We start from the raw sequence: 24,394 nt of genomic DNA, 5'->3' as shown, positions 1-24,394 counted from the left end.
ACGGGGCGGAAGCCCGGCGGCCCCAGAGCCTTCCGCCGACTACCTGTGCCTTTGTGACTAGGGCAAACATCGCTCGGCAGATCGGGAACGCACTGCCTGTCCGCTCTGGGGAGGCGCTGGGGACACGCCGTGGCTGTACGCAAGTGACGTGCAACACACCGATATGGCGGATCATCTCTGTCGGTTTTTTGCGAATCTATGTCCAATAGCGGGTGTAATTTGTCGGTAAACCTGCCCGGAGGGTCCGCGGGGCAAGAAGTGGTCCTTACGTGTCGGTGGCTGCCGATGCAGTCCGCGGCAGGTTCACGGTGCGTGACGCGACGCGCCGTCAGTGAACTTGATGTCGAAGTGCAGGAGTTGCGTAAGTGCAGGTCTGGCAGCGGTGCGGCGCAGCGTCAGCGGCCGAGGGGGGTCTCGGCATGACGACCGGCGAGTGGGTGTCGAACGAGACCTTGGTCCGCGAACTCGAAAAATTGTTCGATCAAGCTATTGAGGCCTACCGAGCGAACCCCAACCTGATCACAGAGCACGCCAATCATGAAGAGTCGATCCGTGTTGGTGGATACGCAAACAGGACGCTCCTTGAGCTCGTGCAAAACGCTGCCGACGCGATGGCTGGTACGGCGGAGACGGGCGGAGCGGCAGGACGTGTCGAGATCGTTCTAGACCTCAACACGGAGATGCTCTACTGTGCGAATGCAGGGCGTCCTTTCTCTCAAAGTGGCCTGAAATCCCTTGTCCACGCGCACCTCAGCGGCAAGCGAGGTGACGAGATCGGCCGATTCGGCCTCGGGTTCAAGTCGGTCCTTGCCGTTACCGGCAAACCGCAGGTGTTCAGCCGGTCGATCTCGTTCGAGTTCAACTCGTCGAAGGCTACGGCGTCGCTTAACTCGGTTGGCTCCATGGCCAAGAGGTTCCCCGTCCTCAGGACCGCCACGCAGATCCTGGATGTTGATGCGGAGTTTGCCAAGGACCCGATTCTTGATGAGCTCGCGGTGTGGGCGTCAACGATCGTCCGCCTACCGCACGCTGGGCGGCTCAACAGCCTTCAGAAGGAGATCAAGGAATTCCGCTCAGAGTTCCTGCTCTTTGTCGACGCGGTCCGGGAGATCCGACTTCGGGTCGTGGGGCAGGACAAGCCCTTCGTGACGAGCCACGTTTCCCGTGATCTGGGGGGAGGAAAGTTCCGGATCGAGCGTCCCGACGGGGACGATCGCGTGTGGTACGTGGCGAACCGCATGCACACGCCGAGTGCTGAGGCACGCAGTGAGGTCGGCGACGCTGTGTCGCGTGACCAGGTCAAGGTGTCCGTTGCGATGCCTGCGCGCTACGCATCCCGGCGGACCGGCCAGTTCTGGTCGTACTTCCCGCTCCAGGATGAGACCACCGCCTCTGCGCTTTTCAACGCTCCCTGGAGCGTGAACGACGATCGTACGACCCTTCTCAAGAACGGCTACAACGGCGAGATCCTCGAGACGCTCTCGGAGATGTTCGTCGACCTCCTGCCTCGGGTGGCGACAGCCGACGATCCTGCGGCTCACCTGGACTACATGCCCGCGCGTGGCCGCGAGCTCCTTTCGTTCGGTGATGAGGTGTTGTGCGCGCACGTTCCGTGGATGGGATCGCGGGTCGCGCTGGTCCCTGACGCCACGGGTGTGCTCTGCAAGCCGGACGTCCTACTTCCTCTTGACTTCAGCGTGAGCGAGGTGGATCACAACTGTCACGAGGCGTGGATCAAGTCCCCGAACACCAGCGATGACGTTCCGCACTGGCTTTGTTACAGGACGCTTCAACGCGCGACTCGACTTCGGGAGCTCTACGAGTACAACGCGGCTCCGGATCAGTTTGGTCCTCGGTCACGCGACGAGAAGAAGGCGCTCTCGAAGGTTCGTGTGAGGGGCATCCTGTCGTGGCTGCGCGAATGGGCTGATGGTGACTACGCTTCTGCTGCCCAAGCACTGGATTTCGTGCTTGACAACTTCAGGGGCGAAGGTGCCCTGCGCCCGAAGATCATCCCGACCACCGGCGGCCTCAAAACCCTCGGGGACCGCAGCGAGGTCTTTCTCAAGCGTGTGGACGACGTCAACATCGAGGGCGCTAGCTTTGTTGCGCCGGAGTTCCTTGCGATCCCGGGCATCGAGAGAAAGCTCCGACAGAGGGCCGGATTCATGGACCTGGACCCGATCGCGATCTTCCAGGCTCGACTCGAGAAGCTGTCTTCAGCGGCCGAGCCTGAGGATCACGAGAGGTTCTGGGACGCCGTGATGGACGTTCGCCTTGCGGATGCAGAGCGGATCGTGAAGCGTGAGAGCAAAAGCCACATCAAGGTAGCCACACGCGCCGGTGGGTGGGCCGAACCGCGGTCCGTGCTCGATGTCGACGGTCTTTGCGGTGGGCTCGACGAGCGCCTACTCGATCGTGATCGTTGTCAGTACCAGGTCGCTCGGGCGGCTGGCGTCATCCATCAGCCGATCCGCTCGTACTCTTTCGAGGATGAGATCTGCACCGACCAGTACCGCGACTTCGTGCTCGCAGATCTCAACCGGCGGCTTGGTCCAGGGGAACGGCCTGTCGAGAACATCGAGTTCGACCAGTACCTCGGAGCTGGCCCGTTTTCCGCCCTACTGCTGATGGTCGAGTCCAACGTCTCCGAAGCGACCCGTGCAGAGTGGACCCAGAAGCTCCTGGAGCTCGACGAGAAGCCCACTTGGACCTGCGAGGAAACCGATACCGGCCAGGTGCGTCAGGTGATCTCACCAGTGCGTTGGGCGGTTTCCCGGGCCGGACTGGTGAAGTCCAGCGAGGGATTCCATGCACCTTCACAGGTTGTCTCGCCCGCACTGATCGAGTACGAGGGGCTGCTGCCGCTCTACCAGGGTCCGAGGCCGTTGGAAGACGCGCTGGAATTGCCGCGCGAGCTCGCTGAGGTCCCTGCCGAGGTCCTGCAGGCTTCTTTAGTAGCGGACCTCTTTCGGCTCTCGATCAAGGATTCGGTTCTTGCGAAGTTCGTGCTGGCCGCAAGTGAAAAGGCTTACCCTGACGGCCAGCCGCCACAGATCCCTGCACGCGTCGGGCGCGCGATCGAAGGACGCCGCCCAGGGACGGTGTATCTGGCGACGACCAACGAGCAGCAGCTACTCCTGAGCCAGAAGCTCAAACCGTACTTGCGCGTCGAGGCGCAGGACGTCGAAGCCTTCGTCGTGAAGGTTGGTTGCCGACGCTTCGAGGAAAGCTTTTCCTTCTCGATGGTCATCGAAGGCCGACAGGACCCCGATCCTGTTGTCGACCTGTACCCGGGCTTTCAGGTGACCTGGGAGTTCGACAACGAGAAGGTGGCGAACGCCAGCATCGCCAGGGCGATCTACCTCGCCAAGCGCGTCACCACTGAGGACGGTGTGGAGGACCAGGTGCTCGACTGGCACCTCGACGGACTGACGCTGTTCGTCCGCAAAGACTTTGACGACCGCCAGGTCCTGGAAATCGTCAACAAGGCGTTCGACCTGCGCTTGTCTAATGCCCACCTCAACAAGATCCAGCAGGCGGCCCTGGATCAGCAGCTGGAGGAACAGCGCCAGGAAGCACGTGCGGCGGCGACCGACGTCGAGCGGCTTGAGGTCTTCTTCGGAGAGGACGTCCTTAAGGATCACCTGCCTGGCGGGCTCTGGCACGCGGTGGAGGTGCAGGGGCTCGTCGACAACTCGACGTCCGTCGCCGATCTGTTCCTCACCGTGTGGGGCAGCGACTCGGTCAAGCAGCTCGCGGACCAGTTCCGGGACGAGGGCTATACCGACGTGCCGACTCAGTGGGCGGGCGGTGTCCAGACGATCAACTGGGTACGGAAGATGGGGTTCGCGACGAAGTACGCGGGCCGACGTTCGAAGTCGCAGCCGGATGAGTTCATCGTTCCGGGTGCAGTCAAGCTCAATGACCTGCACTCGTACCAGAAGCACATCAGCGAGGACCTGCGCACGGTGCTCACGCAGCGGTTGGACAAGGGCCGTGCACAGAAGGGCATGGTTGAGCTCCCGACTGGTGCTGGCAAGACTCGCGTGGCAACCGAGACAGTGCTCAAGCTTTTCAAGGATGAGGTCCTCAGCGGGACCGTCCTGTGGATAGCGCAGTCGATCGAGCTCTGTGAGCAGGCTGTGCAGACCTTCGACACGGTCTGGCGGTACCTTGGTGACGAGCGCCCGCTCGCGATCGGCCGTCTGTGGGAGAACAACACCGTCCACGAGCCCGAAACCGATGTGAGTGTCATTGTCGCGACCGATGCCAAGCTCGAGGCGATCCTCGACCAGCCCGAGTACAAGTGGCTGAGCGACCCTGTCGCCGTCTTCATCGACGAGGCCCACCGAGCTGGAGGATCGAGCCGCTACACCCGCATCCTCAGGTGGCTCGGCGTTGACGGTCACAACTGGGAGCGACCCTTGGTCGGTCTTTCCGCGACCCCATTCAAGGGCAAGGTCAAAGACGGACAGCAGACCAAGGAACTGGTCGCCAGGTTCGACGGCAATCTGCTCTATGAGTTCGAGGGGAATGCGTACAGAGAACTGCAGAAGCTGGGAGTTCTGGCGCGTGTGCGGCACGAGATCCTTGATGGTGTCGAGGTCACCCTTACTGCGGACGAACGACGACAGATCGAGTCGAACCGCCGCGTCGACCGGTCCCTGCTAAACCGCATCGGCGATGACCAGGTACGCACGAAAATCCTGCTCGATCACATTCTGTCCCAGGACCCCGAGTGGCCGATCCTGGTCTTCACCCCGACCGTACTATCGGCACAGGTACTGGCGGCAACGCTGCGATACCGGGGCGTCTCCTCGGCTGCGGTAAGCGGACAAACCGGCCGCCAGGAACGCCGTGACAAAATCGAGCAGTTCAAGAAGAGCGAGATTCGGGTCTTGGCGAACTGCGACCTCTTGGCCCAGGGATTCGACGCCCCCGGTGTGCGCGCCCTCTACATCGCCAGGCCGACCTTCAGCCCGAGCGCTTACATCCAGATGGCCGGGCGTGGTCTGCGTGGCCCCAAGAACGGCGGCAAGGAGGAATGCCTCATTGTAGACGTCGCTGACAACTTCGGCGCAGTGAACGACTTCCTCGGGTACCGCGAGTACGAAGACTTGTGGAAGGAGCAGCACGCGTGATCCTTGTTCCCGACCTTCGTGACATCGAAGTCTCGAGCACCAGCGCGGCCGAGACCAGGCTGGCGCGGATGCTGCAGCAGGTGGAAGGGCCAAAGGACGCGGTGGCGTTCCACTCCATCAAGCTGCGCAGCCATTCGACCAAGCAGCAGGCCGAGGCAGACTTCGTCGTGCTGTGGGACGGCGTGGTGATCGTGCTCGAGGTCAAGGGCGGTGGTGTCCGCAAGTACGACGGAAACTGGTACTCGATTGACCGCCGTGGCGACTGGCACAAGCTGCGCGAGTCGCCCATGGACCAGGCGCGGACAGCGATGTTCGCACTGCGCGAGATCCTCAAAGAGGACGGTGCGGGATGGTTCGCGTGCGAGGCAGTCGCCGTCACACCGGACATCGAGTCGCCTCCGCCTGCCGTCGAGTGGAAGAGTAACCACTGGTGGGCCAAAGATGCGATGAGCGTCGCCAGCCTGACGGCAGCGTTCGCTGAGGTCGCAAAGGAAGCGCGGAGCGCGCCTCCTCGTCAGAAGATCGCGCGTGCGGATGAGCTGCGCACTCGGCTGTTCGGGGAGTTCACCCGAATGCCGATCATCGACGCACAGCGTGGCGCCGTTATCGAGGAGCAGAACCGGGCGACCCAGGGGCAGGCGCAGGTGCTGGCCGCCCTCGCGCTTAACCCGCGCATGCTCGTGTTCGGTGGTGCCGGGACCGGAAAGTCCCTTGTTCTAGCAGAGGCTGCGAAGCAGGAGTCAGAGGACGGTAAGTCCGTCCTCATCACCTTCCACTCGCCTTCTCTCGTTCGGTTCTTCGAACCGCTGGTCAGGGGCCGGAGTATCGATTTGCTGCCATTCAGCAACCTCGCCGATGGCAAGCAGTACGACGTGGTGTTCGTTGACGAGGCCCAGGACCTCATGAACGCCGATGGCATGGACGCGCTCGACAAGGCGATCCGTGGCGGCCGGGCCGAGGGACGCTGGCGGATGTTCCTCGACCCCAACAACCAGGCGCACGTCGACGGTGAGTACGACCCAGAGGTTTGCGACCTCGTCAAGACGGAGGCGACTCAGCTCCAGCTCCAGAAGAACGTTCGGAATACCCGCGCGATGGTCCACGTCGTGCAGGAGTATTTAGGCGCAGACGTCGGAGACCCGGGAATTGTCAACGGGGAGCGCGTCTACTGGCGCCCCGTTGACGGAGAAGCTGACCTTTTCGCAGCGGAGCAGGCCGCACGCGAGCTGGTGTTCAACGGTGCACGACGCGATGACATTTGGATCATCAGCACGACGTCCGACGATCCGCCTGCGTTGGGTGACGCGAAATTCGTCGTCACGAGCCCGCGCTACACCAAAGGGCTGGAGGCCGAGCACGTCATCGTGTGTGATCTTCCGAAGGAGTTCGACGAGCGCGGCACGGCGGCGTTCTATGTCGCTGTGACTCGTGCACGGGTGACGCTGCACGTTCTGGTCTCAGCGGATGACAAGAAGCGACTCCAGGAACTCGTCCGAAAGCAGGTCGAGAAGTGAATTTCACGGGACCGCAGACGCTGGCGCTGGAACACCTGCGCAAGGCCTACGTCGGACCAGAGGGCGGCGAAGGCGAGATCACGTTCAACCCACCACATCGGCAGTACGCGGTGGGCATGCTGTTTCCTCGGGACGACGGCCGCTATCTTCGGTCCGAGGGCAAAGGGCAGGCGACTGAGGACGATGAGCCTGATGTTTTCAACGGCGATGTGGAAGAGCGCGGCGTAAACGTCCCACTGGCCGAAGACTGGCGGCCGTCGTCGGCAGCGATCTCCTTCGTCACGAACGGAGAGAGCGTCACGGTCGACTTTTCGTGCGGTACTTACGCAAAGGTCGCTGGTGATGGCCCGCCGCGCTGGGAGCGCACCCCCTTCCCCTCTAAGGGACTGGTGCTGGACAAAGAGGAGGGGCCGAAGCGTTTCACGGCTGGCGAAGTCCCGGTTGAGATCGGTGCGCGCTGGCGTGATTTCAAGGGCGTACAGCTGGTGACAGTGCATGTTCGGGTGCTCGCCGGCACGAAAGGAGACGAGCGCCTGGACATCCCGCTGATGCTCTTCCAAGTCAAGCTGGAGGTGAGACACTCTGACGGAGCCCGGTTCCTCGAGTACGACACCACGCGGTCGTTTGACGCCGACCAGGAGGCTGCGGAACTGCGCGTTCGGTATCGGAACAGGAAAGCCTACGCTGTTGGCCACGGCATGGCCGCCGACTGGAAGCTTACCGACGGCGAGTGCGTCCGTGTGTTTCTGGACCCCGTGCCGGCGTTCGTCGTTCCCGCAGTCGAGACGACCGGTTTTAGTGAAGGAACGCCTGAGGCTCAGGCACTCGAGCTGCGGTATCTAGCCCTCATCGAGGAGAACGGACCCGAGGTGCTGGCCTCGCTCCGTGCTTTCGTTGGTGCATTCTCCGAGTGGTCCCGTGAGCAGATGACACGAGCCGAGGGATTTGGACGTGATGCCGACGTCGCGATCAGGATCGCCAAGAGATCCGAGGTCGCTGCTGCGAGGATGCGCGACGGCGTCGAGTTTCTGGGCGCGGCGAACCAGGAGCAGGTACGGACTGCGTTCGCCCTCGGCATGGAGGCCATGCGTCTGCAGATGTGTCAGGCCCAACGTTCCAAGGGAATTCCCGATGAGCAGATCAGGGAGCCCCGCTGGCGTCCCTTCCAACTGGGCTTCCTGCTCATCGCTCTGGCCTCGACCGTGAACCCTGAGCACGACGACCGCGAGCTGGTCGATCTCATCTGGTTCCCGACTGGTGGTGGGAAGACCGAAGCATATCTCGGCCTGGCTGCGGTGGAGATCTTCCACCGCCGGATCGTGCATGGGATCGCAGGTGGCGGCACTGCCGTGATCACGCGATACACGCTGCGGCTTCTGACATCGCAGCAGTTCCAGCGCGCCGCGGCGCTGGTATGCGCAATGGAGCTGATGCGCGCGAACCACCCGAAGGTTAAGACCATGCCGCCATTTTCCATCGGCTTGTGGGTCGGTAATGAGGTCTCGCCTGGGACGAGGAAGGATGCCGTTGGTGCTCGTGACCGCCTCATGAAGGCGGCCCGCCCGGAGGAGGCCAATCAGTTCCAGGTCGAGAGCTGTTCGTGGTGCCTGACTCCGCTGATCCCTAGGATCAGGAGCGACAAAGCGTCCGACTACGGCTTGCGACTCGAAGGTTCAGATGTCGTCCTGCATTGCGTCGACTCGGACTGCCCCTTCCACGAGCGCCTGCCGCTCACCGTCGTTGACGAGGTCCTGTACGAAGAACCGCCGACCATCCTCCTGGCGACGGTCGACAAGTTCGCCAGGCTCCAGTTCAAACCGGAGGCTGGACGGCTTTTGGGCATCGGCACGGTCTTCAAGCAGCCATCGATGGTCATTCAGGATGAGCTGCACCTCTTGTCGGGCCCGCTCGGGACCACCGTCGCTATGTTCGATGCGGTGATCCAGGTGCTGCTCAGCCGCTCGGGTACGACGCCGAAGATCGTCGCCTCCACCGCGACGATCCGCGCTTCTGATGAGCAGGTCCAGGCCTTGTACGGGCGGAAGGTCGCGCTGTACCCGCCCTCCGGGCTCGATGACGACCGGACGTTTTTCTCAAGGCCCGTTGAGAACGGCGAAGGCCGGCTCTACGTCGGACTGATGCCGCAGTCGGTGTCCCAGCCGTCGGCGGTGATCTCGTCCGCCACACCGATGGTCGAGATTCCTGAGGCGTTGGCCCAGAAGGGCGCGGACACGACTCCGCGAGATGCCTACTGGACTCTCGTCATGTACCACAACAGCCTTCGCGAGCTCGGCCGTACGAGCACGCTGGTGGTCGACGACGTCAACGGTCGTCTGGAACCTCGCGCGGAGCGCCTCGGTATTTCACTCCGCCAGGTGCATCAGGTCCTCGAGCTCACCAGTCGAAGGACAGCCGAGGAACTGCCCAGGGACCTCCGGGCTCTGCGTGTGAGCGCCAATGATTCAGCGGACGCCGTCGATGTCGTGCTGTCGTCGAACATGCTGTCCGTCGGCATCGATATCCCGCGCCTGGCGCTGATGCTCATGGTGGGACAGCCGAAGACCACTGCCGAATACATCCAGTCCACCAGCCGCGTCGGACGCGGAGAGACCCGTGGAGTTGTGGTTACTTTGTTCCGGTCGAACCGGGCTCGCGACCGCTCTCACTTCGAGACGTTCCGCAGCTACCACGAGACGCTGTATCTGAGCGTGGAACCGACGAGCGTGACTCCTTGGTCACTGTCCTCGCGGGACAGGTCCCTGGCGGGCGCGCTTGCCGCATTGCTGCGGCAGTCTCTTAAGCCGCTGGCGGACAACAACTCCGCCGTCATGCTCGACCTTGAGGACGTACGGGTAAGCGATGCCGTGGAGAGATTGGTTGGTCAGTTCCTCGGCCACGTCGCGCGGTCCGAACCACTCGAGCTGCGGGAAACGGAGGGCGAAGTCTGGAGCCTGCTCCGGGATTGGGACCGCCGTGCTTCACAAGCCCGGGAAACCAACGGTGACCTGTACTACGAGCGTCGTCCCAAGTCCGAAGTCAGTGCGCTACTCAAGCGATTCGGCGATCCTGGGGAGGGTTGGCTGGTCGGAGACTCGATGCGGTCCGTAGAGCCGAACGTTGCCGTCGAGGTTCAGGAACCGCAGGAGGAGGTACTCCGTGGAGAAGATCAAGCATGACCTGCGGCTCTCCGAGACGATCACACCGTTCGGTGTCGGTGCGATCACTGATGTCCAGGGAGAGTCGCTTATGGCCGCCGACACGTCGTGGTGGGACACGAGGTTCGCCCCGGAAATCAGCTGCGAGCGGCTCATGGTGAGGCTCGGGGCGGGAAAGCTGAGGCAACCGCCTACGCACTCAGGTCACGCTGCCAAGGGGACGCCGTCGCTCATGTACTGGCGATTCCCAGCATGGCGCTTCTGCGAGCGTTGCGACAAGCTTTCGAAGCTGACCGGACGCAAGAAGGGGAAGTGGGACAACCACTGCGAGTGTGGTGGCCCGCTAGTCCCGATGAGGTTTGTGGCCGTCTGTCAAAAAGGCAGTCACATCCAGGACGTACCGTGGTTCCAGTGGGTGCACCGCGGCCGTGAGGCTCGCCTGCGGGAAGAGGTCCGCGTCTGCCGGTCGTACCGGGAACTCCGCTTCCGAAAGGTTGCCTCGCATGGTGAGGGCCTTGAATCCCTCATCGTGAAATGCCACGGTTGCGGGAACTCACGTTCGCTCTCCGAGCTGGTCAGCAAGGGAGCGCTCCAACGTGATGGCATTCGGTGCAGCGGCCGCCAGCCCTGGGAACCGGAGGGAAGTTCGGAGCAGAAGCCATGCCGTCACCCGCTCGCTGCCGTGCAGCGCGGCGCGACGGGGAACTACATTGCCGATCGGATCTCTGCACTCGATATCCCTGAGGAGCGTCCGGTGTCGGCAGAGGTGGCAGATCAGATCCGGGGGCACGTCTATTTCGGGAGAGTCGTTGCCGACAATGGTGGCCCCCAGTCCGAGATGGTCGCCGGGTGGATCGCTGAGGAGCTGGAGACCACCGCCGAGGTCGTTCTAGCTGTGGCGGTCGGCGAGGAAGTATCGACTGACGAGATGCTGCTCGACCTCAAGGACGGTGAGTGGGCGGCCTTCCACAAGAAGTTACAGGGACGACGTGACCTCAGCGGAGGTTACTTCGTCGTAGACGGAAGGAATCTCGACGAGGCAAACGGTCCGAAGAGCCTGCTGGAAGCGATCAGCGGGGTTGGGCAGGTACGACGCGTTCGTGAGGTCCGAGCGCTTCGCCACTTCAGTAGGTATGACGCCGACGCGGCGTTGATCCGGCCCGACCTTGGGCCCAATCGGCGTCGCTCACCGATCTACCCTGCTGTGGAGGTTTTCGGCGAAGGCATCTTCCTTCGGTTCGATGAGAAGAAGATCGCGGCGTGGGAGGCCGAGCCCGCGGTCCAGGCCAGAGCGGGGATTCTCAAGAGGCGGCGTGCAGACGTGGAGTGGGCGTCGAAGCGACTCGTCGTTCCTGAACCGCGCTTCATCGCGCTGCACACGCTGGCACATCTGCTTATCCGGCGGCTTGCCTTCGAGAGCGGGTATGCATCGGCTTCCTTGCAGGAGCGCATCTATGCCAACCCTGACCGGCTGGACAAGACGGCGGGCATCCTCATCTACACCGCTGCTGGGGACGCGCAGGGTACGTTGGGAGGCCTGGTTCGTCTCGGCGAGCCAAAGAAACTGATCTCTCTGCTGGTGTCGGCGCTCGAGGATGCGGACTTCTGCTCGAACGATCCGGTCTGCATCGAGAGCGACAGCCAAGGCGCATCGCAGTTGAATCTCTCTGCATGCCACGGTTGCGCTCTCGTCAGCGAGACCTCCTGTGAGACAGGAAACCGTCTGCTTGATCGCCAGCTGGTCCTTGGCGGCAGTGATGTGCGTGGACTGCTTGATGGTGTGCTGGAGGAAATCCGAGCCGTGCCTGCCGAGGGGTGAACCAGAGAAGTCGATGAATCGTCATCTCGTGGGGGTGGTCAAGCAGCCCACCCCGCGGTATGAGGAGCCCGATTGATGGGGGATGAAGGAACCCATCCGCGCACGCGGGCCTTCCTGGCTATGCTCGCCGACCACGGCTTGTGACGCGACATCGTCGCTGGTCATGGGGTCGTGAGCACTTTGGGGCGCTATAGCAGCCCAAAGCGCGCACGACTCCTGACCTGGGGAAAATGGCGCCGGAGCGCGTATGGCCGGCCGGAGTCGTCGTGAGGGGGATGGACAGGCACGTTGATGTCGTTTTTTCGCTAGCTCTAGCTTCGTCCTGCAGTGATGCTGGTGGGTATGCACGAGGATGTGGCTCGGTGTGTGCAGGCCGTACGGTCCCGAGGCTGCCGAACGGCCGACTCACGACTCATTAGGCGACAGTCGTAGCGGACTCAGGCGTGTCCGGTTGGGTCGGTGACCGGGCGCGTGGGGGAGGGGGCGTTCGCGCCCGGTCACCGGGGTGGGCCGGTGCGGCCGAGGTCGGGGAGGTACCGCACCGGCCCGGCTGGCGAGGCCAGGTCTCGTGAGTGTTTGTTCCGGTAAGAACCGGAAGGATCACTCACGAGCTGTTCAGGCGCGGAGGTGATGCCGCCCGGTGGGCTCGTCGGGGTCTGTGGTGGGGAATCCCGGTGGTATGTGGGGATGTTCGCGACTGGTGTCGGGTTCGTCGGTGGCGCGGGTTTCGGCTTCGACGTCGGCTATGAGGTGCCAGACCGTGTAGGCGCCTTCGCCGCCTCCGGCGTGCTGGCCCGTTGAGAACGCGATGGCTCTCATCGGCAGTTGGGTGGCGAGCATGGCGAGGATCAGCAGGTTGAACAGGACGAACGTGCTGAGCTGGATCCAGAACATCGGTGGTTCTCCTTCGGTTGGGCGAGGGGTGTCAATTTCGCGAGAAATTGGCGTTCACCCGGGTGACGGTCAATTTCTCGCGAAATTGCGCCGTCCTCGGGTGATCACAGGCGGGTGGTGAGGGTGTGCCAGCAGCGCATGCAGGTGTCCTCGCGGATCCAGTCCACTTCGGACCGGTCGTGCAGCTCCGCCGCGTTCGCTTCTGCTCCGCAGAACGCCTTCACCTGCTCCTCGCGCGGAACTTTCGTTGCCGCGATGGGAAACGCGTGGCGGCCGCCCGTGACCGGGCGCCACACGTAGGTCAAGTAGTCAGCCATCAGGGGCTCCCATCAGCGTCGATTACTCTGTGGACTTTGATCACCACTGAGAGTGTCAGATTCAGTGCCGATCATCAACTTGTCAGATCGGAAAATTTTCCAATCTGACCAGATCGGGTGATCGGATACGGTGTGCGCATGTCCAAGCGCGCACAGCCAACAGTCCGCAAGCGCCGCCTTGCGGCCACGTTGCGCAGCCTCCGCGACCAAGCAGGAGTGAGCCCAGAGCAGGTCATGGAGGAGCTGGACTGGTCCCGTTCGAAGGTCTCCAAGGTCGAGACCGCGAACATGGGGGTCTCCGTATCGGATGTGCGGGTGCTTTGCGAGCTCTACGGAGCTGACTACAAGATCACCGAATGGCTGGTGAAGACTGCCCGCGACGCAAAGCGCCGTGGGTGGTGGGCCTCCTACAACGATGCGATGCCCTCAATCTTCGAGGACTACGTTGAACTGGAGTCTGAAGCGACCTGCGCGCACTACTTCGAGATCGACTTGATCCCGGGCTTGCTCCAGACCGCAGACTATGCGGTTGCGCTGATGGAAACGACCTCTCCGGAAGCAGCAAAGGAGACCACCAGGGCACGGGCCGAACTACGCATGCGGCGACAAGAGCGCTTGCTGTCTGGCGAAATGTCCTTGTGGGCGATCATCGATGAGTCCGCGCTACTGCGTGGCACGGGCACCGCTGAGACCCGCAGCGGCCAGATTCGGCGCCTTCTGGACGCGATGGACCTGCAGAACGTGGTCCTGCAGATCTTGCCCCTCCGGGCCGGGTCGCATCCGGCGAGCGGATCGCCCTTCGGTCAACTCCACTTTCCCGAGCCGATTCCGAGTGTCGTCTTCGTCGACAACGTGGCTGGAAGCCTGTACATCGAGGAACCCGACGAAGTTGCTCGGTTCAGCACCGCCTTCGATCACCTTCGAGCGACGGCTGTAGATGCGAGAGAATCGCGAAAGCTGCTCACAGCGGCTTTGAAGGCGGTCGATGCAGAGAGGTGATCCATGGACGTCATCACGAACTGGCGCACGTCTAGCCGTAGCAACGGACATGGCGGGATGTGCGTCGAGGTTGGCAGTGGCACCGACGTGGTTGGGGTGCGGGATACGAAGAATCGGGACGGCGGGACATTGGTCTTCCAGTCGCAAGCCTGGGGATCCTTCTTAGCCGCCGTCAAGGCTGAGCGGTTCGGCTGAACCACGCAGCGCAGCGGGTAGCTGTTTCAAGGCTCCGGCGTGGCGCTTGCGCGAGAGGAGAGGACAGTGCCCCCGGCAGTTTGGCGGATTCTTGGGGTCCTTGCAACACCTGATGACCTACGTGGTTGTCAGTAGATCACGCAGACGCTCGGCTGGGGTTCTCCAGCCGAGCGTTTTGCGTGGTCGGCTGTTGAGTTGTTGGGCGACGTGCTCAAGGTCCGCCGCAGAGTGGATGGACAGGTCGGTGCCCTTGGGAAAGTACTGGCGCAGCAGGCCGTTGGTGTTTTCGTTGCTGCCACGCTGCCAGGGAGAGTGCGGGTCGCAGAAGTAAACCGGCACCCCGGTCGCCACGGTGAACTGCTTGTGGGCGGCCATTTCGCAGCCTTGGTCCCAGGTCAGCGAGCCGCGCAGGTGCTTGGGCAGGGTCGCGATCAGGGGTACCAGGACGTCGCGGACCTCCTCGGCGGTGTGCCCGCCGGGCAGGTGCCCGAGCATCACATACCGGGTGGTGCGTTCGACCAGGGTCACGATCGCCGACTGCGACCCGGTGCCCACGATCAGGTCGCCCTCCCAGTGCCCTGGCACGGCCCGGTCCTCGACCTCGGGGGGCCGGTCGGAGATCATCACCATCTCGTCGACGAAGCGAGGCGTGCGTTGTGCAGGCTGCCGGTGTGGCTTGCGGCGGGTGCGTCCAGTGCGCAGCGCGTCCGCGACCTCGCGTCGTAGCCCGCCGCGGGCCTGAACGTAGATCGCTTGGTAGATCGTCTCCGTACTCACCCGCATGCTCTTGTCGTCGGGGAACTCCTCCACCAGAGCGTGACAGATCTGCTCCGGAGACCACCGTTCCCGCGGCTTGGTTGCGACGTAGTCGCGTAAGGGCCCGTCCTGAGCGAGCTTGGCCGTCTTCGGTCGGGCGCGACTGCCCGCCCACGCCCGCTGCGCCGCGAGCGGCCGATAGACCCCGTCGACCGAACGGGCGTCGATCTCGCGCTTGATCGTGGACGCCGACCGGCCCAGTGCCCGCCCGATCGCCCGCAGTGAGGCGTCCCGGCTGGAGTAGATCAGCGATCGTCTCCCGCTCCGCCACCGTGAGAAACCGGGGGTGCAGGTCAGCCTCAACCGCTGCCAGAGACGGTGCTGACGAGGCGGCGACGATCGTGGACACACCGGATTTGTAGTCGATCTTGCGGCCATCGTCATGGATCCGCACGTGCCCTTGCTTACGCCAGCCGCGATCCCAGTCCTGCGCGGTGCGCACGTGAACACCCACCTGCGCGGCAGCAGCACGCCGCGACACACCCGATGCACGAAGGCGCTCGTAGGCCACACGCCCCGGGTGCCTGGCAGGACCCGCCTTTCCCTGCCCTCGGATGCCGGCCTTGCGCGCCCACCCGTAGGCCGTGTTCCGGTTCACTCCCACCACACGGGCAGCGGCCAGAATGCTGCCCGACTCCCCGTCGAGCGCCTCGAAGAACCGAACCCTCAACTCCTCAGAAACCACGATCCTCGCAACTCCCTGAAATCCAGGGTGTTGCGAGGATCGCTAGAACCCGCCTTTCGCCGGGGGCACTGTCCTTGATGTCGCTGCTGTCGGCCGGTCCGTGAAAAATCTGAACAGGGCCGACGCGGTGCTTGGCCGCTTGCGCCGAAGTCCTGCTTGGCCAGGTGACTCGGTTGGGCTGGCGGCGCGTAGCCTGCATAGGCGAGGAACGATCAACCTTCCAGCACGGGGCACCGGTGAGTGAGTACCAGTACTACGAGTTCTTGGCTATTGATCAGCCGCTCGATGAACAGCAGCAGCTCGAACTTCGGGATCTTTCGAGTCGGGCTGACATTTCTGCGACCAGGTTCGTCAACGAGTACCACTGGAGCGACTTCCGGGGCAGTCCGCGCGTATTGATGGAGCGTTACTTCGACGCTTTCCTCCACTTCGCGAACTGGGGACACCGGCAGCTGATGCTTCGGGTGCCCGCGGGCCTGCTTGATCTCGAGACGGCGCAGCGGTACTGCGTCGATGACGATCTGACCAGTGCTTGGCAGTACGGTGACCACGTCATTCTCAGCTTCACGTACCGCGACGAAAGCGGCGAGTGGGAATACACCAGCGATCCGAAGTTGGGTGTACTGCTTCCGATCCGCGAGGAGTTGGCCGGTGGCGACTACCGTGCTCTTTATCTCGCTTGGCTGACGACGATCGGTCTTTACCTTGATTGGGAGGACATCGATGCCGAAGAGGTCGAACCTCCGGTTCCCGCTGGGCTTTCGAAGCTGACCGGCCCCCAGCGCGCACTGGTTGAGTTCCTCCGGATCGATGAAGACCTGCTGGCCGTTGCGGCACAAGCCAGCGCGCCGCTCGGCGCCAGGCCTTCGGATGATGGGCTCGCCAAGTTCGTGGAAAGCTTGCCGCAGAACGAGAAAGACGCGCTGCTCGTCCGCGCTGCCAATGGCGATGGTAGTGGCATTGCGGATCTCCGACGGCGCTATCGAAGTCTGCACGCGACTGCGCCTTTGACGGGCTCCCGCACGGTCGGTGAGTTGTTGGATGCAGCGTCAGGGCAGGAAGCGGCGAGGCAGCAGCAGGAGGCTCAACGCGCCGAAGAGTTGCGCGCCCGCCGTGAGCGCGAGGCCGCTGCCGCTCGCGAGGAGCGGCTTGATGCGCTCGCCGCTGACGAGGAAGCCGCGTGGCAGCGGGTGGACGAACTCATCGCCACCAAGAACCAGCGCGAATACGACGCGGCCGTCAGTCTCCTTATCGATCTCATGGCTCTCAGTGCACGGAGTGCCGACGAGCCGAAGTTCGCCGAACGCTACCAACAACTTCGGGACGATCACCGCCGCAAGCCGAGCCTGATGCAACGTTTCGACGCCGCAGGACTTTGAGATTTCTGCAAGCCTTTAGCGGAACCTGGAAATCCGTCAACCGCGCCACGGGAACCGTCGTGGCAGTCCACGCCGAGGACCTTCCCGTCGCTGGTTGATCATTGGACGCGGCGGGGGCTGGGAAGCCGAGATTGGTGTAGCCGGGGCCATCCAGCTCGTTCGTCACGGGAAAGACCGTATCTGCCACTGGTAGTAATGCTCTCCGTGGCTGTTGTGAAGCGTTGCATCGTTTACCGAACATGATTTGCGCTGACTTGCCGGGGGTCGGTCCTTTGCGTGGTTGGAATACGGGCACGGTTGGCGACATCGCCGAGGTACCCGACGGGTGCCGTGGCAACTGGCCAGAGCCCGAACTACCGGGTATCGGGTATAAGGTCCTGTCTCGTGGAAAAGACCGAGCTTCTCGAACAAGTGCGTCGGCTACGTAGTGAAGGTAAGTCGCCGAAGGAAATCGCCCGTGCTCTTGATGTACGTCCGTCCGCGGTGGCTCCTCTGGTGCGGGCCGTCGCGGCGCAAGATCGCGCCACGGCCGAGTTGCCGGAACTCGTTGGCTGCTGGATCAACGTGGGTTGGAGCCAGGGACTTTCCGTTGTCGGCCGGCCCGACGTGATTGAACCAGCACAGGACGGCGCCGGCGGGCTGGTGGGCGTGCTGATTGCGCGCAGGCACCGCTGGGACAAGGTGTCGGTGTGCGGATACCTGGTGGACGTCTATTGCCTGGGAGTCAAGAACGCGCTCGGGCCGGACATCACCGACGACGTCGCCCTGCGGCGGTTCCTGCCGGAGTACTTCAGGACCTTCCCGAACGGTTGGAAGGAGGCTCCGATCGAACTCGCGCAGGAGATCGTGTTCGGCGCCGTCGAGTACGCGCGCGGCCTCGGTTTCGAACCCCACGCCGATTTCTTGAAGGCCGCCGACCACCTCGGTACCTGGGAAGGCCCGTCCGGCATCACCTTTGGCAACGAGGGCAAGCCGTGCTACATCTCGGGCCCGTATGACAACCAGCGCCGGGTGATTGACACTCTGCACCGCACGGTGGGCCCGCCACCCAACTTCGATCACATCGTGACGATGTGACCACTGCTTGTGACCACTGCTTGTGACCACTGTTCGTAACCACTGTTCGTGACCACTGTTCGCCGGCGTTGATGTCGCTTTTTCGCTAGCGCCGCCTCTGTCCTGCGGTGATGCTGGTGGGTATGCACGAGGATGTGGCTCGGTGTGTGCGGGGCGTTCAGTCCCGGCAGCAGCCGGTCGCAGCCGGATCACTGCGAACAGCCCCCGCCTGGGGGTGTGTTCACGGGTGCGGTAGTTGTGGGGCATGGCGTGGTTTACCGAAAGTGACTTGCGGCGGCTTGCTGGGGAGCGGTCCTTTGATCGGGGATTGGGTTACCAGGACGCCGTGGGCAGCATCGCCGAGTTGCCCGACGGCGTCGTGGCGAGCGTGGCCGGCACCGACAGCTATCGGGTTCGGTTGCGTGACCTCGGCGGCAGGCTGGGCGGGGACTGCAGCTGTCCTTATGGGCGCGAGGGCGCTTTCTGCAAGCACTGCGTCGCCGTCGGGTTGCGGATTCTTGCTGTCGCACCACGAGACGCCAAGCTTGCGCCGGGTTCCGATGTTCGGGCTTTCCTGGAGACCCTGGACCAGAGTGAACTCGTTGATCTGATCTGGCAGCAGGCGCAGGACGATCCCGCGCTCTACCAACGCTTGCGGTTGCTGGCGGCCACCACGTCGGACCAGCCAGATTTTTCGGCACTGCGTGATCAGATCGATCTGCTGCAGACAGATTGGCTCGATTACGACGAAGCGGTCGCCTATGCCGACCGCACCTACGGCACGCTGGACGCGCTTCGCCGGCTGTTGCCCGATCACGCGACTGACGTGCAGTCCTTGCTGCGTGAGGTGATGACTCACGTGGGCGCCGCCGCCGGTTGCGGCGAGGGTGAGGTGGAGGAGGTCGCTGATGCGGCTTGGCAGCTCTATCTGGATGCCTGCGAGGTCGATCCGCCCGATCCGGAGGAGCTGGGGCACTGGCTGGCCTACTTCCGGCTCAACGGTTCGGATTGGCCCAGCATCGAACTGTGTGAAGTCATCGAACTGCTCGGTTCGGAGGGGCTCGCGGCTTATCGGCTCGGCCTGGATCAGCCCGGAAGCCGATGCCCGGTGTGGCGGCTACGCTGGCTGCGCGAGGAGCTCGTCCGGGAAACCGAGGACACCGACACGCTGATCAAGACCTTTGCCGAGGACCTCTCCAATCCTTACTCCTACGTGCGAATCGCCGATGTGCTGCGCGAGGCCGGTCGCGTTGATGAGGCGATCGACTGGTTGCAGCGCGGTCTTCGGGACATGGGTCGGCGGGATCCGCGGCTTGTGGACCTGCTCGTCGACCTCTACCAGGCGGAAGGCCGTGGGCCCGATGCGGTGGAGCTCCTGGAAGCCGGATTCGCCGATGCTCCCGACGAGGGCACCTACCGGCGATTGCGCGGGGCCGCCGAGCGGACCGGACAATGGTCGCAGCTGCGCGAGCGGGCGCACCAGGTGCTGCGCAAGCGAGTCGAGGCCGGGAAATCCTTCGCGGCCGCAACACTGGCGCGGATTCTGCTGGCGGAAGACGACATCGATGCGTCCTGGCAGGTGGTACAGCATTATGACTGCGACCCGTCGACCCGAATGGCCGTCGCGGAGCGCCGGGCGGAGACCCACCCGGCCGATGCCATCGCCATCTACCGGCCGCAGGTCGACACGGCCATCGCGGAAACCAACCGCCAGGGCTACCTCCGCGCAGCTCAGTTGTTGACGGCGTTGCGGGGCCTGCACTCCCGCATTGGAGAAAGGGAGGCGTTCGCGGCAGACGTTCGGCAGCTGAAGGAAACCCACCGGCGCAAGCGAAACTTCCTGTCCACCCTCGCCGAACACGGCTTGTGACGGAGCCAGCGGCCATCCGCAGTCAGTTCGTAGCGGCCGTTTCTGCTGGTCAGGACCCGTGAGTGGTTTGGGGTGCTGTAGCCCCCAGAAGTACTCACGAGGGTTTGTCGGCCCTGCGCACGTTGATGTCGTTTTTTCGCTAGCGTCGCCTCCGTCCTGCGGTGATGCTGGTGGGTATGCACGAGGATGTGGCTCGGTGTGTGCGGGCCGTTCAGTCCAAGGACGCTCGGTTTGACGGGTGGTTCTTCACCGCCGTCGTCAGCACCGGGATCTACTGCCGGCCCAGCTGCCCCGTTGTTCCTCCCAAGGTGGAGAACATGCGGTTCTACCCGAGCGCCGCCGCTGCTCAGCAGGCCGGGTTTCGGGCTTGCAAGCGGTGTCGGCCCGACGCCAGCCCCGGGTCTCCGCAGTGGAACGAGCGAGCCGACCTCGTTGGGCGGGCCATGCGGCTGATCGCCGACGGGGTCGTTGATCGGGACGGCGTTCCCGGGCTCGCCTCTCGGTTGGGATACAGCGTGCGGCAGATCCAGCGGCAGCTGCTGGCCGAGCTTGGGGCCGGGCCGCTTGCCCTGGCCAGGGCGCAGCGCGCGCAGACCGCGAGACTGCTGATCGAGACCACGACCGTGCCCATGAGCGATGTCGCTTTCGCCGCTGGGTTTGCCAGCGTGCGGACGTTCAACGACACCGTGCGCGAAATTTTCGGCCTCGCGCCTACCGAGCTGCGGGCTCGTGCTTCCCGGCAGCAGCCGGTCGCAGCCGGATCACTCACGTTGCGGTTGCCTTTCCGGGCTCCGTTGTGTCCGGACAACCTTTTCGGGCACCTCGCCGCGACCGCAGTGCCCGGGGTTGAGGAATGGCTTGACGGGGCTTATCGGCGGACCTTGCGCCTGCCGCACGGGCACGGCGTCGTCGCGCTCCGGCCGCAGCCCGAGTACATCGACTGCCGGTTGACCCTGACCGATCTCCGGGACCTGTCGGCCGCGATCACCCGCTGCCGTTGGCTTCTCGACCTCGATGCTGATCCGGTCGCCGTCGACGACCTGCTGCGCACCGACCCGGTGCTCACGCCGCTGGTCGGCAAAGAGCCGGGGCGTCGGGTGCCCCGCACCGTCGACGCTGCGGAATTCGCGGTGCGCGCGGTGCTCGGGCAGCAGGTCTCCACTGCGGCGGCACGCACGCATGCCGCTCGGTTGGTGGCGGTTCACGGCGAACCGATCGACGATCCCGCCGGTGGGTTGACCCACTTGTTCCCGGATGCGAGTGCCTTGGCGTCGCTGGATCCGGACACGCTTGCCTTCCCGAAGGCCCGCCGCAAGACCATCACCACGTTGGTCGAGGCCTTGGCGGGTGGTGATATCGATCTGAGCGTCGGCAGCGACTGGCATCGGGCTCGTGCCCAGCTCGCTGAGCTGCCCGGATTCGGCCCGTGGACCGTCGAGACGATCGCCATGCGCGCCCTGGGCGATCCCGATGCGTTCGTGCCCACCGACCTGGGAATCCGGTACGCCGCAAGTAGCCTGGGGCTGCCCTCGACGCCTGCGGCACTGACCGGTCATGCCGCTGCATGGCGTCCCTGGCGCGCGTACGCCGTGCAGTACCTGTGGGCGACCGGCGACCACGCGATCAACCGGCTACCCGCCTGAGGAGAGGATTCCAGTGCACGCGGTGAACACCGTCATCGACAGCCCCGTTGGCCCGCTGACGCTCGTCGCCGTCGACGGCGCCCTGACCGGTCTCTACATGGAGCGCCAGCGGCACCGCCCGCCGGAGGAGAACTTCGGCGAGCCGGACACCACGCCCTTCGGGCCGGTGATCGAGCAGTTGGAGGAGTACTTCTCGGGGCAGCGCAACGAGTTCGACCTGCCCATGACGCTGGTCGGCACCCCGTTCCAGCGCACGGTCTGGTCGGAGTTGTGTGAAATCCCCTACGGTGAAACGATTTCCTACGGCGAGATGGCCGAGCGGATCGGAAAGCCCAGTGCCTCGCGGGCCGTCGGGCTCGCCAACGGCAAGAACCCGATCGGCATCATCGTGCCCTGCCACCGCGTCGTCGGATCCACCGGCAACCTCACCGGTTACGGCGGCGGGCTGGACCGGAAGCAGCACCTGCTGGACTTCGAGCGGCGCAACACTGCGGGCACGCAAGCAGCGCTCGACTTCTAGCGCCTGTTCGGCAGCGGCGCCAGGGCGGGGTGGCGATTTCGCGCGAAATCGCTGCATCCCAAGTAGCGGCAGGTAAGACGGTTTCGCTGGTAGCGGGCCGTGAGTCTTTTGGTTGCTATATATAGCAACCAAAAGACTCACGGCCCGTGCGTTCAAGGCCTTCTCGGTGTTCTCCGTCAGGTCAGGTCGGCGTCGTGGGCCAGGAGGGCTATCTGGGTTCTGTTGCCGAGGTCCAGCTTCGTCAGGACGCGGGAGACGTGAGCCTTCACCGTGGCCACGCTCATGTACAGGGCCGCCGCTATTTCGGCGTTGGTGCCCCCGCGGGCGATCGCCAGGGCCACCTCGTATTCGCGGTCGCTCAGCTTGGTGAGGCGGGCTCGCGCCCGTTCGCAGCGGTCGGAATCGGTGGTGACCTTGTCCATCAGCTTGCGGGTGATCCGAGGGGACAGGATCGGGTGGCCCTCCGCGACCTTGCGGATCGCGTCCACGATCTCCGGCGGCGGGGTGTCCTTGAGCAGGAAACCGGCCGCACCGGCCCGCAGCGCGTGCACGATGTTCTCGTCGGTGTCGAACGTGGTCAGCACGATGACCTCGGGCGGGTCCCGTCGTTCGCGCAGCATCCGGGTCGCGGCTATGCCGCCGACCTTCGGCATCCGGATGTCCATCAGGACGACTTCGGGTGCGTGCGCGTTGGCCGCGGTCAGCGCCGCATCGCCGTCGCCGGCCTCGCCGACCACCGCGATGCCGCCCGCGCCGTCGAGCATCATGGTCAGCCCGGCGCGCACGAGCGCGTCGTCGTCGACGATCAGGACTCGAATCACACCGGCCACGGTAGCGAGGCGTGCAGCCGAAATTCGCCGGAGGCGGTCAATTCGTGGTCCAGCTGACCTCCGGTCAGGCGCACCCGCTCGGTGAGGCCGACGAGTCCGGTGCCGGTGCCTGGAACCGTTGCCGTCGCGCCGACGGGGTTGCGGATGTAGATGCGCAGCCCTTCGCCCGGCGCGCCCGTCACGGTGACCCGAACCGGTTGTCCCGCGGCGTGCTTACGCGCGTTCGTCAGGCCTTCCTGCACGATCCGGTAACCGGTGCGGCCCGTCGACGGGGGCAGTGAGTCGGCTCCCGAAGTGTGGTCCTGGAAGTCGATCCGGGTGCCGGTTCCCCGGGTCTCCGCCACCAGTGCGGCCAGGTCGGGGAGGCCGAGCCGGGCTGGTTCTTCGGTGTCCTCGCGGAGCACGTTGATCACCTCGCGGAGTTCGTCGAGCGCCTGGTGGACACCATCGCGGATGACCCCGGCAGCCTGCGCGAGTCGTGGCGGATCGATGTCCTGGCGGTATTCGAGAGCCCCCGCGTAGGTGGCGACCAGGGACAGCCGGTGGGCGAGCACGTCGTGCATTTCCCTTGCCAGCGCGGTGCGTTCGGCCGCTCGTGCCTCCGCGACGCGCCTGCCCTGCTCGGCTTCCGCCCGCCGGGCCCGTTCCCGCAGCGAGTCGATCAATTCCTGCCTCGCCCTGATCAGCAAGCCCCAGCCGAGCAGCCCGGCGTGCGCGACCACGTCCAGCACCAGCCACCAGCCGAAGGAGAGTCCGGGCAGCGGTCGCCACAGGCCGCGGATCGCGTGCCCGATGATCCCGGCCGTCGCCACCTGGCAGGCGACGGCGATTCGACGTTCCTTGGCCACCACCAGCGTCGCCAGCGTGGCCGGTGGCGTGGCGGTCGAGGACACCGCCGCCAGCGCGGCCAACACGACCGCGATGGGGACGGGCCAGCGGAACAACGCCGCCACCAGCACGCATCCGAGTGCTCCGAAGGAGACATCCAGGATCAACCCGCCCGCCCCGGTGCCCGCCTGGATCTCGCCGTAGACCAGCGACGCGACCAGCGGCGCGACACCAATGACGGGCGCGATGGGTTTTCGCACGCGGCAAAGGGTATAGCCGCCTGCGGAGCTTGGGCATCAGACCAAAGTCGAACTCGGCGTAGACCGCAGTCGATGCGACGTCCATCGCAGCGAGGTCTTCGATGTCGAGGTGCCCGCGGTTGCTCGACTGCGTCAGGTCGAGATCGAGTGTCGGCTGCCCGGTACCTTGCGCCGTAGCCTCAGCAACCACCGCGCCCTTCGGGTATTTGCTCCGGGGGCCCGTCTTCGAGCGGGCGTCGCCCGTGTTCTGGTCACCCAGCAAGACACCCAATGCCCTGCTCTTGTGGGCTTCGTACACCAACGGCACGTTGCGTGGATCCGCGTATCGCCAGCCGGCCTCAGCCACTACGCGGCGACGGAGCTCACCTACTCGTGCGATCCAGTCCTTGAGGCCGAGGGCTGATCGGGGCTCGAAGTCGTTGTTGGAACGCCTAGCGTTCACTCCGGCCCGGATGGCCTCATCAACCTGA

15 protein-coding genes and 1 pseudogene are annotated in these 24,394 nt (G+C 64.3%); 11 read left to right on the top strand and 5 right to left on the bottom strand.

What is annotated here, in order from left to right; all coding sequences use genetic code 11:
• Positions 1-419: 419 nt before the first annotated feature.
• From DL519_RS26830 to drmB, 4 genes are read left to right on the top strand one after another with little or no spacing between them, the layout of a single operon-like run.
• Positions 420-5,144, top strand: coding sequence for a DEAD/DEAH box helicase (locus tag DL519_RS26830; protein ID WP_190818847.1), 4,725 nt, complete (start codon positions 420-422; stop codon positions 5,142-5,144).
• The gene (locus tag DL519_RS26825; RefSeq protein ID WP_190818846.1) at positions 5,141-6,658 is read left to right on the top strand and encodes a nuclease-related domain-containing DEAD/DEAH box helicase; all 1,518 of its coding nucleotides are present in this window, start codon (positions 5,141-5,143) and stop codon (positions 6,656-6,658) included. Before DL519_RS26830 ends, DL519_RS26825 begins: the two co-directional genes overlap by 4 nt.
• Complete coding sequence (locus DL519_RS26820; protein WP_190818845.1) at positions 6,655-9,834, top strand: helicase-related protein; 3,180 nt, start codon at positions 6,655-6,657, stop codon at positions 9,832-9,834. The genes DL519_RS26825 and DL519_RS26820 overlap by 4 nt, the downstream gene beginning before the upstream one ends.
• A complete protein-coding gene (gene drmB / locus DL519_RS26815; RefSeq protein ID WP_190818843.1) occupies positions 9,815-11,632 on the top strand; it encodes a DUF1998 domain-containing protein in 1,818 nt (605 codons plus the stop codon). Before DL519_RS26820 ends, drmB begins: the two co-directional genes overlap by 20 nt.
• A gap of 615 nt (positions 11,633-12,247) precedes the next feature.
• Here drmB and DL519_RS26810 read toward each other — a convergent pair.
• Positions 12,248-12,526 (bottom strand): hypothetical protein, encoded by a 279-nt coding sequence (locus tag DL519_RS26810; RefSeq protein WP_190818842.1) that lies wholly within the window; start codon positions 12,524-12,526, stop codon positions 12,248-12,250.
• Between the two features lie 104 nt (positions 12,527-12,630).
• Positions 12,631-12,843 (bottom strand): zinc finger protein, encoded by a 213-nt coding sequence (locus tag DL519_RS26805; protein ID WP_190818841.1) that lies wholly within the window; start codon positions 12,841-12,843, stop codon positions 12,631-12,633.
• Between the two features lie 138 nt (positions 12,844-12,981).
• On the opposite strand from DL519_RS26805, the gene DL519_RS26800 reads away from it, so the two are divergent.
• Both DL519_RS26800 and DL519_RS26795 read left to right on the top strand, forming a co-directional pair.
• Positions 12,982-13,842, top strand: a complete 861-nt coding sequence (locus DL519_RS26800) for a helix-turn-helix domain-containing protein (RefSeq protein WP_190818840.1) — start codon at positions 12,982-12,984, stop codon at positions 13,840-13,842.
• 3 nt (positions 13,843-13,845) lie between these two features.
• Positions 13,846-14,037: a DUF397 domain-containing protein gene (locus DL519_RS26795; protein ID WP_190818839.1), complete on the top strand. Its 192-nt coding sequence runs from the start codon at positions 13,846-13,848 to the stop codon at positions 14,035-14,037.
• A 117-nt stretch (positions 14,038-14,154) separates the two neighbouring features.
• Here DL519_RS26795 and DL519_RS26790 read toward each other — a convergent pair.
• A pseudogene (locus tag DL519_RS26790) lies at positions 14,155-15,334 on the bottom strand (IS30 family transposase).
• A 440-nt stretch (positions 15,335-15,774) separates the two neighbouring features.
• On the opposite strand from DL519_RS26790, the gene DL519_RS26785 reads away from it, so the two are divergent.
• The 5 genes from DL519_RS26785 (at position 15,775) to DL519_RS26765 (ending at position 22,006) form a co-directional block, all read left to right on the top strand.
• A complete protein-coding gene (locus tag DL519_RS26785; protein ID WP_190818838.1) occupies positions 15,775-16,917 on the top strand; it encodes a hypothetical protein in 1,143 nt (380 codons plus the stop codon).
• Between the two features lie 384 nt (positions 16,918-17,301).
• On the top strand, positions 17,302-17,994 hold the full coding sequence (locus DL519_RS26780; RefSeq protein WP_223839592.1) for a helix-turn-helix domain-containing protein: 693 nt from the start codon (positions 17,302-17,304) through the stop codon (positions 17,992-17,994).
• A gap of 244 nt (positions 17,995-18,238) precedes the next feature.
• Complete coding sequence (locus tag DL519_RS26775; RefSeq protein ID WP_190818836.1) at positions 18,239-19,843, top strand: SWIM zinc finger family protein; 1,605 nt, start codon at positions 18,239-18,241, stop codon at positions 19,841-19,843.
• Between the two features lie 176 nt (positions 19,844-20,019).
• Positions 20,020-21,486 (top strand): AlkA N-terminal domain-containing protein, encoded by a 1,467-nt coding sequence (locus DL519_RS26770; RefSeq protein WP_190824238.1) that lies wholly within the window; start codon positions 20,020-20,022, stop codon positions 21,484-21,486.
• Between the two features lie 13 nt (positions 21,487-21,499).
• Positions 21,500-22,006: a methylated-DNA--[protein]-cysteine S-methyltransferase gene (locus DL519_RS26765; protein WP_190818835.1), complete on the top strand. Its 507-nt coding sequence runs from the start codon at positions 21,500-21,502 to the stop codon at positions 22,004-22,006.
• A 176-nt stretch (positions 22,007-22,182) separates the two neighbouring features.
• Here DL519_RS26765 and DL519_RS26760 read toward each other — a convergent pair whose 3' ends face one another.
• Complete coding sequence (locus tag DL519_RS26760; RefSeq protein WP_190818833.1) at positions 22,183-22,836, bottom strand: response regulator transcription factor; 654 nt, start codon at positions 22,834-22,836, stop codon at positions 22,183-22,185.
• Positions 22,824-23,924 (bottom strand): sensor histidine kinase, encoded by a 1,101-nt coding sequence (locus tag DL519_RS26755; protein ID WP_190818831.1) that lies wholly within the window; start codon positions 23,922-23,924, stop codon positions 22,824-22,826. The genes DL519_RS26760 and DL519_RS26755 overlap by 13 nt, the downstream gene beginning before the upstream one ends.
• Positions 23,925-24,394 lie beyond the last annotated feature (470 nt).

The organism is Saccharopolyspora pogona, assembly GCF_014697215.1.
Classification (GTDB): domain Bacteria; phylum Actinomycetota; class Actinomycetes; order Mycobacteriales; family Pseudonocardiaceae; genus Saccharopolyspora; species Saccharopolyspora hattusasensis.
The sequence above is the reverse complement of the archived record's forward strand: the minus strand, read 5'-3'. Positions and strand labels throughout refer to the sequence as shown.